Genomic DNA, 9,626 nt, shown 5'->3' on the forward strand with positions numbered 1-9,626 from the left:
TCCGGTGTGTTCAGCGGGTCAGCCGGCGGGTCACCGGCCCGTGGGCCGGTGGGCCCGTGGTCCTGGAATCAGCCGACGAAGATCTCGGTCAGCGACCAGATCGCCAGGGCCGCCATGCAGAGGCCGCCGATCCGCTGGACCGTCTTCAGCGGCACACGCTTGGCGATGAAGCGGCCCGCGATCAGGGCGAGGGCCGAGACGCTCATCAGGGCCGCTGCGGAGCCGATCGCCGTGGACCAGGTGCCGTTGGTGGCGGCGAGGTTGGCCGTGGTGATCTGGGTCAGGTCGCCCCACTCGCTGATGAAGACGGCCGTGAACGCGGTCGAGTAGACCGGCCAGAAGCCGGTCACCGCCTTGCCGCCCGCCTCGTCGTCCCCGTCGTCGCCCCCGCCGCGCAGCAGCATGAAGGCGCCGAAGGCGAACAGCAGGGCCGAGATCAGTTTCACGGTCCAGTCGGGCAGCAGACCGATGAGGCTGCCGGCGCCCACGGCGATGGCGACATGCGCGATGAACGCGGTCGAGGTGCCGAACCAGACGTACGGCGGACGCATGCGCGTGCCCATGGCGAGAGACGCGAACATCGTCTTGTCGGGCAGCTCGGCGAGGAAGATCAGCCCGAAGGCGGTGAGGATCGCCAAGGGGTCGAGGTGCATACCGGGGGCTCTCTGCTCGGTCCGGGCCCCGGGATCCGCACGGCGCCACGGCGGGCGACGGGAAGAACCACTCGGCCCGGCATGACGGACCACGCCCACAGGATGCGGACGTGGCGAATGCCTGGCCGAAGGTCTCGCCCGTCCGTGCCTGCGCACGGACCCGGTCACCGGGAACCCGAAGGCTCCAGTGTGTCGACGACCGGTTCGCGGGGCTACTCCCCTTCGCTGTCGAACAGTCTAGCGGAGTGCGTTCTCGATCTTGCTCAGGGGAGGTAGTAGACACTGTCTACTACCAGTTGGTAGACAGTGTCCATGACTGACGAGACCGAGGCCGGACTGCGCGGCCGACTGATCGAGGCCGGTGTCGAGCTGGTGCACACGGAAGGCGCGCAGGCGCTGTCCCTCCGCGAGATCGCCCGGCGGGCCGGCGTCTCCCACGGCGCACCCCGCCGCTACTTCCCGACCCACCTCGACCTGCTGTCGGCCATCGCCCGTGAGGGGTTCACCGAGCTCACGGAACGGATCGCCGCGGCCGTGGGGGAGGAGGCGGAGACCCGCGACGGAGCGCGTGCCCGGCTCGACGCCCTCGCCCGGGTCCACCTCGACTTCGCGCTGACCCGGCGCGGCATGTACGAGCTGATGTTCCGGCACGACCTGCTGGAGAGCGGCCGCCTCGGGCTGCGCGAGACGACCCTGCCGCTCTTCGACCTCCTCGGCCGGCTCGTCGCCCGCGCCCGCCCCGAGGCGGCTGTTCCGGGCCCGACCGTCGTCGCGGCCGCGCTCTGGGCGAACCTCCATGGCATCGCCCAGCTCTGGGCCTGGGGCAGCCTCCAGCTCGCCGCGCGCACCGACGACGTCGGGCCGCTGCTCAGGGCCGCCCTCGACGCGCACCTCGGCCCCGCGGGGCGGGAACAGTGATACGCCGACGCGGGGCGACCCTCGCCTGCAGCGTCGTGGGCGCCGCCGTCGTGGCCCTCGACGGCACCCTGCTCACCATCGCCCAGCCCACACTCCAGCGGGATCTGCACGCGGACTTCGCCGAGGTCCAGTGGACCAGCACCGGGTACCTCGTCGCGGTCGCCGGCCTGCTCGTCTTCGCGGGCCGGCTGGGAGACGCGTACGGCCATCGGCGGCTCTTCGCCCTCGGCACGCTCGGCTTCGCCGCCACTTCGGCAGCGATCGCCCTCGCGCCGGGGATCGGCTGGGTGATCGCCCTGCGGGTCCTCCAAGGCGTGTTCGGCGCGCTCCTGCAGCCGGCCACCCTCGGCATGCTCCGGGCGGCCTTTCCGCCGGACCGCCTCGCCATGCCGATCGCCCTCCGCATGAGCGCGATCGGCCTCGCGGCGGCCCTGGGCCCGCTCGTCGGCGGCGCCCTCGTCACGGCCTTCGGATGGCGCGCCGTCTTCGCCGTGACGGCGATCCCCGCCCTGGCGATCGGACTCCTGGCAGCCGTCACCCGTCCGACGGGCCCACCGACGTCCCGCGAGGGCGGTCCGGCGCATGCGGGGGACCAGGACAGCGGTTCGGTGACGGCGGCAGCCGGTTCCCGTGCCGCGCTCGACCTGCCCGGTGCCGTCCTGCTCGCCGTGACGCTCGCGTCTCTCGTCCACGCACTCGTCGCGGTGTCGGAATCGGGCTGGACGACGGTGACGGGCCTCGCCCTCGCCGGCGCCGTCGCTTCGGGAGCGGCCTTCGCCCGGCAGGAAAGGCGTACCGCCCGGCCACTCCTGCCCGCCGCCCTCCTGCGGTCCCGGCCCGTCGTGGCCGGCCTCGCCACGCTGCTCGCCACCTCGGCCGTCCTCTCCGGGGCGCTGTTCGTCGCGACCTACTTCCTCCAGGACGTCCGCGGACTCGACCCGCTGTCGACCGGCCTGTGGGTGCTGCCCCTGGCCGTCCTGATGGTGCTCGGCGCGCCCGTCTCGCCCCTGCTGCAACGACGGTTCGGTGCTCGTCGTACGACCGTCGGGGGCGCAGCCCTGCTCGCCGTCGGCGTGCTCCTGCTCTCCCGGCTCGACGAGTCCGCCACCGCGGTGCCGACGGGTGTCTGCTTCGCACTGCTGGGAGCCGGTTTCGGCACCGTCATGGCCACCGCCACCGCAGCCGTCGTGCACCAGGCCCCCGTGGCCGACGCCGGGGTCGCCGGCGGACTCCAGCAGACCGCCATGAACATCGGCCCCGCGCTCGGCGTCGCAGCCGCGACCCTGCTGATGACGCTCGACCCGGTCCCGGCCTTCGTGCCGGCGATGGGGACCACGCTGCTCGTGCTGGCCGGCCTCGCGGCGCTCGGCGCCGCCGCCGCGCTGGGGCTGCCCGGGCGAGTCTCCACCTCGACCTCAGGCTCACCCTCGGTCCCGACCTCAAGCTGAGCCTTCGCCGCGCCGGCATGTCCGGTCCGGACACGCCAGCGCGGGCGCCCGGGCGATGCAGCCACCGCTGCGTACGATCACGAAATGCCCTCTGGTGCTCACCGTGGCGGCCCCCGGGCGCGGCCGCGCCCGCAGATCGTCATCGGCCGCGTTCTGCCGGTACTGGTCATGGCCCTGGCGGTGCTGGCCGACCTCGTCAGCGCGGACGAGGAACGCTACGACCGGTTCCTGGGGGCCGGGCCCGCCCTCGCCGCCGTGACCTGGAGCGTCCGGGGAACCATCGCCATCGGTGTGGTGGCCATGGCCCTGAGCGTGCTGCTCGGGGTGACCAGCGACGACCCTTTCTTCCCCGTCATCGCCGCCAACGAGGTGGCCCTGATGCTGGTGACCGCGGCCGCCGCATGGGTCAGCCGGGCCCGGCTCCGCTACGAGCGGGATCTGCGCGAGGTGACCGCCGTCGCCGAGGTCGTCCAGCGGGTCGTGCTCCGCCCCCTCCCGCCGCGGCTCGGCCCCGTCGACCTCCATCTGCTGTACGTCGCCGCCGCGGCCAAGGCCCGGATCGGAGGCGACTTCTACGAGGCCGTACACGTCCCCGGGGGCGTACGGATCATGCTGGGAGACGTCCAGGGCAAGGGGCTGGGCGCCGTGGAGACCGCGTCCGTCCTGCTCGGCTCCTTCCGCGCGGCCGTCGACGAAGCCCCCGACCTGCCGACCCTCGCCGACCGCCTGGAGGAGGGCCTCGGCCGCTACGGGGCCTGGGACCCCGACTCCGACGCGGCCGAACGCTTCGCGACCGTCGTCCTCGTGGAGATCCCCGACGACGAGGCCGTCGCGCGCCTCCTCAGCTGCGGGCACCCGGCGCCACTCCTGCAGCACGGAGGGGACGTACGGCCCGTCCCCTTCTCCGACCCGTCCCTGCCGGTCAACCTGTCCGGCCTCCTCGACGCCGGCCACCATGTGGAGGAGGTCCCCTTCGTGCCGGGGGACCGGATGCTGCTCTACACCGACGGAGTGAGCGAGACCCGCGACCGGGACGGCACCTTCTACCCCCTGGAGGAGCGGATGCGCCACTGGGTGGACGAGCCGGGCGCGCGCGTCCCCACCCTGCTCCACGACGAATTGGACGCCTACGCCGACCACGGCCTCGACGACGACGTCGCCGCCGTGCTCGTCGTACGGCAGTCCTAGCCGCACTCAGGGTCGCAGGCCCTCGGGCGCCGACTCGTACAGCACCGTGTGGAAGCGGCCCGCCGACTCACGCCCCTCCGGATCCGCGCCCAGAGCCCGCGCCGCCTCGACCGCGTAGCGCTGCTCGCCCGCGTCCGTGAAGAGCCGCTGAGGATAGGTGCGCGACGGATCGGAGACCGTCCGCAGCCCGTAACTCGCGAGGCACTCGGCGATCGGATCGTACGACACCGTCCGCAGGACGAACGCGCTCACCCGCAGAGGCCTGCCCGCCCATTCGAGGAGCGCCGCGAAGGTGCGCCGGGTGAGATAGCTGCCGCCGCCGGTCAGGGTGATCAGGCCGACGTCCGCCATCGCGGCCCGCAGCCGGGTGCTCGGCGCCGCGCCCCCCTCCAGGTTCTCCGCGAACGCGTCGTCCAGGAGCCCCACCTCCCGCGCGTAGCGCAGGGCCCTGCCCGCGACGTCGAGACCGATGACCGGGACGGCGTCCGGGCGCCGCCGGGACGCGTAGAAGCCCTTGTCCGCCACGGCCAGTTCGGGGGCGGTCAGCCCGCTCACCGCCGGGTCGGTGTAGCGCGCGTACAGCTCGGCCAGCGTGACGTCGTGGTTGAGGAGGGCGGCGTTGATCCCGTACGAGCAGCACAGGTCGAGGACCGTGCCGCCGTCCCGCTCGGCCGCCGCGCGCCGGAAGGCGCCCTGCGCCCGCTGCGGGATCTCGTACTCCAGCGGGGCCAGGCGCCGGAAGTACGCCCGCGGGTCGGGCTGGTCGTAGATGTCCTCGAACCGCGCCTTGCCGACCGTGGCGCTTGTCCCGTCCGTCCCCGCCCCGCGCGTCTCGTCCGTCCCGCCGCCCCTGCCCGCTTCCGCTCCGGACCGTCCTTCGGAATCGCTCATGTGTCCCGCCTCCCTCGAAGCCCGCCGTGGGCATCGTGCGCGGAAAGCGACCCGGCGCTCACGTCCGCATCGGGGGCGCACGGGCGCACCACCCGCACCGCCGCGCGGCCTCCGGGCGGTGCCCACCCCTCCAGGATGGTCCGCGCGTCGGCCACCCGCACGGGACGCGTCGGCGGACCTGCGCGCGTACGCCTGCGGACCGCCCGTTCGAAACGTGCAGAACCGGGCAAGGGGCGTCGTCCATGACCTGGTTCAGTGCCTCGCGCGCCGGGGGCTCACGCGTCCAGCGCGTGGCCCGTCGTCGCGTCCACGTGGTCGGGGATCTCCTCGTGGCGATCGCCGACCGAGAGGGTGCCCGTGGGCTCGAACATCAGGATCGACGCGCCGGAGGGGGCGTGAGGGCGGTGCTCCATCCCCCTGGGGACGGTGAAGAGCGAGCCCTGGGGGAGGGACACCGTCCGCTCCGCGCCGTGCTCGCGCAACGAGATGTGCAGCTCTCCCTCGACCACCAGGAAGAACTCGTCCGTGTCGTCGTGGGCGTGCCACACGTGCTCGCCCGCGACCTTCGCGACGCGCACGTCGTAGTCGTTCACCCGCGTCACGATGCGCGGGCTCCACAGCTCCTCGAAGGACGCGAAGGCGGTGGCGAGGGCGATGGGAGCGCTGTCGTCAGCGGTTTTCCTGCTCATGAAGCGATCCTTGCCCGTGGCGCCCACCCAGCGTGAGTGCTAGAAATAGCATATGCCGCAAGGATCCTCGCACACAGGGGCGCACCGTGTCGTCGTCATCGTCGACGCCAACTCCAACCCCTTCGAACTGGGCTGTGCCACCGAGGTCTTCGGTCTGCGCCGCCCGGAGATCGGCCGCGATCTGTACGACTTCCGGCTCTGCTCGCCCGAGCCCGACACCCTCATGCGCGACGGCTTCTTCACCCTCAGCGGTGTCGCCGGGCTCGAGGCCGCCGACACCGCGGACACGCTCATCGTTCCCAACCGCCCGGACATCGAGGTGCCCCGCAGGCCCGCCGTGCTCGACGCCGTCCGCCGCGCCCACGCGCGCGGCGCCCGCCTCATCGGCTTCTGCAGCGGCGCCTTCACCCTCGCCGAGGCGGGGGTCCTCGACGGCAGGCGGGCCACCGCCCACTGGCAGTGGGCCGACCGCTTCCGAGCCCGCTTCCCCTCCGTACGCCTCGAACCGGACGTCCTGTTCGTCGACGACGGCGACATCCTCACCGCCGCCGGCAGCGCCGCGGCCCTCGACCTCGGACTCCATGTCGTCCGCCGAGACCACGGCGCCGAGGCCGCCAACGCGGTCAGCCGCCGGCTCGTCTTCGCGGCCCACCGGGACGGCGGACAGCGGCAGTTCATCGAACGGCCGGTCCCCGAGACCCCCGACGAGTCCCTCGCCCCGCTCCTGGCCTGGGCACAGGAGCGTCTCGGCTCTCCACTCACCGTGACCGAACTGGCGGCCAGGGCGGCGGTCAGCCCGGCGACGCTGCACCGCCGGTTCCGCGCGCAGCTCGGCACCACCCCGCTCGCCTGGCTCACGCGCGAGCGGGTGACACTCGCCTGTCGGCTGATCGAGCGGGGCGAGTCGCGATTCGACGTCGTCGCCCGCGCCAGCGGGCTGGGCACCGCCACCCATCTGCGCGCCCTGATGAATCGCGAGACGGGGCTCTCCCCGTCCGCCTACCGCCGGCGCTTCGGCCCGGGCACGTCCGTGTCCGCACAGGCAGCGCCGGGGGCGGCGATCCCCCAGGGCGTGTCGCGAAAGTAGCGCCGCCCGCCCGAAAGGCGGCCCCGCGGCGTCATGGGGGTCCCCCTGCTCGAGCGCAGCCGCGAGCATGGGGGAGCGTGCGAGTGCAAGGCGAGGGGTCGTCCTCGTGCCGGGCGCACTCGGACGACCCCGACCACGCGGCTCGCGGCCCTCCGTGCCCGAAGGGCCACGGGGGGTGCGTGCCGGGCGTCGCGGTGCAGGCGGGACCCTCGCGCCCCGCCCTATGAGCGGTACGGGGTGTGCTCCGCCGCCCACCGCGCCAGCGACCGGGCGCACTCCGCGACCGACTCCCGCCAGGTCCTGGCCGCTCCGTCGCCCGCCTCGTCGCTCACGTGCTTGACGATCCGGATCGGCACCCCGGCCAGGCTCGCCGCGGTCGCGAGGGCGTAGCCCTCCATGTCGACCAGCGGGGCACGGGCCGCGAGCCGGGCGCGGGCGGCCTCGTCCGAGATGAAGGCGTCACCTGTTGCCAGCGTCACGTCGCCGCCGTCCGGCAGGGTGAGCGGCGCCCCGTACGTCTCACCCGTCAGGGTCGCGAGCAGCTCCGCGTCAAGATCGTGCTGGACCACCGTGCCCACCACATGCGTCCCCGTCCACCCCGGCCGCAGCGCCCCCGCGGTCCCCAGGTTGACGACGCCCGACGGGCGCGGGCCCCGGCCCAGGACGGCGGCGAGCGAGGACGCCGCGTTCACCTTGCCCATGCCGGTCAGCAGGATCGGCAGATCCGTGTCGAGGAACTGTGCCTCTTCCTTGACGGCAAGGACGAGCAGGGGCCGGTCGGCGGTGATGTCTCCGATGAGTTCCATGCCGCCACGCTACCCGCCGGGACTTCCGGCCCGCGCCGAGAGAGGATGGAAGTGTCCGTCCGTGCCGAGGAGATCACCATGGCAACCGGAACAGTGAAGTGGTTCAACGCCGAGAAGGGCTTCGGCTTCATCGAGCAGGACGGCGGAGGCCCGGACGTCTTCGTCCACTACTCGGCCATCGCCACCACCGGCTATCGCGAACTCACCGAGGGGCAGAAGGTCGAGTTCACCGTCGTGCAGGGCCCCAAGGGACCCCAGGCCGAGAACGTCAGTCCCGCCTGAAGCGCCGGACCCCCGCCCCGTCGGCCCGACCGACCGCCGGCCTCAGTCCAACAGGTCCGTGGGGGCGTACGGGGCGAGTTCCCGCATCGCACGCTCCGGATCGGGATCGGAGACGGCCAGCCGACCGAAGGGCGTGTCGCGGCGCAGCTCGACGCAGACGACCGGCTTCCCCGGTCTCACCGCCACGAAGTCCCGGCCGTCCGGAAGGATGCGGATCCCGACGCAGAGCCGGTCGGGGATCCACAGCCCCCGGCCGCGGCCTCCGCGCAGCGCGCGCCACCAGTCCGGCTCGATCCGTACCTCCCGCAGGGCGCCGACCGGCACCCGCACGTCGCGTCGGCGCGCGGCCAGCTTCTCGGGTGGGGAGAGCCGGACGACGATGCAGCCGGCGTCGTCCACCGTCACCCGCGCCATCGCACCTCACCGACCGTTCCGGACATCGATCGAAATGGGGACATCTCCCTCCATGATCGGGCCGTGTGCGGGTAGGTGCCAGACGGGGACGACGGGCTGAGGAGAGGGCCATGGCACGCGCAGTCGGTATCGACCTCGGAACGACGAACTCGGTGGTCTCCGTCCTCGAGGGAGGCGAGCCGACGGTCGTCACGAACACCGAGGGTGGCCGGACGACGCCGTCCGTGGTCGCCTTCGCGAAGACGGGCGAGGTGCTGGTCGGCGAGGTCGCGAAGAGGCAGGCGGTGACCAACGTCGAACGCACCGCCCGTTCGGTGAAGCGACACGTCGGCGACGCACGGTGGCGCTTCCCCGAGAGCGGCGAGATCGACGGCCGTCGGTACACGGCTCAGGAGATCTCGGCCCGTGTGCTGCAGAAGCTGAAGCGCGACGCGGAGTCCTACCTGGGCGAGGACGTCACGGACGCGGTCGTCACGGTGCCCGCGTACTTCGACGACAGCCAGCGCACGGCCACGAAAGAGGCGGGCGAGATCGCCGGGCTGAACGTGCTGCGGATCATCAACGAGCCGACGTCCGCGGCGCTCGCCTACGGCCTCGACAAGGAGAGCGACCAGACGATCCTCGTCTTCGACCTCGGTGGCGGCACCTTCGACGTGTCCCTCCTGGAGATCGGCGAAGGGCTCGTGGAGGTGAAGGCCACCAACGGCGACACGCACCTCGGGGGCGACGACTGGGACCAGCGGATCGTGGACCACCTGGTCAAGGAGTTCAAGAACGGGTACGGGGTGGACCTGACCAAGGACAAGATGGCCGTCCAGCGTCTTCGTGAGGCGGCCGAGAAGGCGAAGATCGAACTCTCCGCCGCGACGGAGACCGCGATCAACCTGCCGTACGTGACGGCCTCCGCCGAGGGTCCGCTGCACCTGGAGCAGCGGCTGACGCGCGCTCAGTTCGAGCAGCTGACCGCCGATCTCCTGGAGCGGTGCAGGACGCCGTTCCACCAGGCTGTACGGGATGCCAAGATCGACGTGGCCGACGTCGACCACGTGATCCTCGTGGGCGGCTCGACGCGTATGCCCGCGGTGACGGAGCTGGTACGGGAGTTGACGGGCAAGGACCCGCACAAGGGTGTGAACCCGGACGAGGTCGTCGCCGTCGGCGCGGCCCTGCAGGCCGGTGTCCTCAAGGGTGAGGTCAAGGACGTCCTGCTCCTCGACGTGACCCCGCTGTCGCTTGGTATCGAGACCAAG

11 protein-coding genes are annotated in these 9,626 nt (G+C 72.7%); 6 read left to right on the plus strand and 5 right to left on the minus strand.

The window, feature by feature from the left end; genetic code table 11:
• Window positions 1-68: 68 nt before the first annotated feature.
• Window positions 69-653: a TMEM165/GDT1 family protein gene (locus tag ACFUJR_RS37420; protein WP_383179389.1), complete on the minus strand. Its 585-nt coding sequence runs from the start codon at window positions 651-653 to the stop codon at window positions 69-71.
• Window positions 654-965: 312 nt separating this feature from the next.
• Here ACFUJR_RS37420 and ACFUJR_RS37425 point away from each other — a divergent pair, with 312 nt between their 5' ends.
• The 3 genes from ACFUJR_RS37425 (at window position 966) to ACFUJR_RS37435 (ending at window position 4,207) form a co-directional block, all read left to right on the plus strand.
• Window positions 966-1,571: a TetR/AcrR family transcriptional regulator gene (locus ACFUJR_RS37425; RefSeq protein WP_383179391.1), complete on the plus strand. Its 606-nt coding sequence runs from the start codon at window positions 966-968 to the stop codon at window positions 1,569-1,571.
• The gene (locus tag ACFUJR_RS37430; protein WP_383179394.1) at window positions 1,568-3,019 is read left to right on the plus strand and encodes an MFS transporter; all 1,452 of its coding nucleotides are present in this window, start codon (window positions 1,568-1,570) and stop codon (window positions 3,017-3,019) included. Before ACFUJR_RS37425 ends, ACFUJR_RS37430 begins: the two co-directional genes overlap by 4 nt.
• An 84-nt stretch (window positions 3,020-3,103) precedes the next feature.
• Window positions 3,104-4,207, plus strand: coding sequence for a PP2C family protein-serine/threonine phosphatase (locus ACFUJR_RS37435; RefSeq protein WP_383179397.1), 1,104 nt, complete (start codon window positions 3,104-3,106; stop codon window positions 4,205-4,207).
• Between the two features lie 6 nt (window positions 4,208-4,213).
• Here ACFUJR_RS37435 and ACFUJR_RS37440 read toward each other — a convergent pair whose 3' ends face one another.
• Together ACFUJR_RS37440 and ACFUJR_RS37445 are read right to left on the minus strand one after the other, a co-directional pair.
• The gene (locus ACFUJR_RS37440; protein ID WP_383179399.1) at window positions 4,214-5,098 is read right to left on the minus strand and encodes a hypothetical protein; all 885 of its coding nucleotides are present in this window, start codon (window positions 5,096-5,098) and stop codon (window positions 4,214-4,216) included.
• 275 nt (window positions 5,099-5,373) lie between these two features.
• A complete protein-coding gene (locus tag ACFUJR_RS37445) occupies window positions 5,374-5,787 on the minus strand; it encodes a cupin domain-containing protein (RefSeq protein ID WP_383179402.1) in 414 nt (137 codons plus the stop codon).
• Between the two features lie 52 nt (window positions 5,788-5,839).
• Here ACFUJR_RS37445 and ACFUJR_RS37450 point away from each other — a divergent pair, with 52 nt between their 5' ends.
• Window positions 5,840-6,874 carry a GlxA family transcriptional regulator gene (locus ACFUJR_RS37450; RefSeq protein WP_383179405.1) on the plus strand — a complete coding sequence of 345 codons (1,035 nt, stop codon included), beginning with the start codon at window positions 5,840-5,842 and terminating at the stop codon, window positions 6,872-6,874.
• A gap of 221 nt (window positions 6,875-7,095) precedes the next feature.
• On the opposite strand, the gene ACFUJR_RS37455 is transcribed toward ACFUJR_RS37450, so the two are convergent.
• Window positions 7,096-7,680 carry a nucleosidase gene (locus tag ACFUJR_RS37455; protein WP_383179408.1) on the minus strand — a complete coding sequence of 195 codons (585 nt, stop codon included), beginning with the start codon at window positions 7,678-7,680 and terminating at the stop codon, window positions 7,096-7,098.
• Between the two features lie 78 nt (window positions 7,681-7,758).
• Between ACFUJR_RS37455 and ACFUJR_RS37460 the strand changes: the two genes are divergently transcribed.
• The gene (locus tag ACFUJR_RS37460; protein ID WP_352192870.1) at window positions 7,759-7,962 is read left to right on the plus strand and encodes a cold-shock protein; all 204 of its coding nucleotides are present in this window, start codon (window positions 7,759-7,761) and stop codon (window positions 7,960-7,962) included.
• 42 nt (window positions 7,963-8,004) lie between these two features.
• On the opposite strand, the gene ACFUJR_RS37465 is transcribed toward ACFUJR_RS37460, so the two are convergent.
• Window positions 8,005-8,376 (minus strand): hypothetical protein, encoded by a 372-nt coding sequence (locus tag ACFUJR_RS37465; protein ID WP_383179411.1) that lies wholly within the window; start codon window positions 8,374-8,376, stop codon window positions 8,005-8,007.
• 110 nt (window positions 8,377-8,486) lie between these two features.
• Here ACFUJR_RS37465 and dnaK point away from each other — a divergent pair.
• On the plus strand, window positions 8,487-9,626 hold a 1,140-nt coding region (gene dnaK, locus ACFUJR_RS37470), incomplete at its 3' end, for a molecular chaperone DnaK (RefSeq protein ID WP_383179414.1).

This window comes from Streptomyces sp. NPDC057271, assembly GCF_042668715.1.
In the GTDB taxonomy this organism is placed as follows: Bacteria; Actinomycetota; Actinomycetes; order Streptomycetales; family Streptomycetaceae; genus Streptomyces.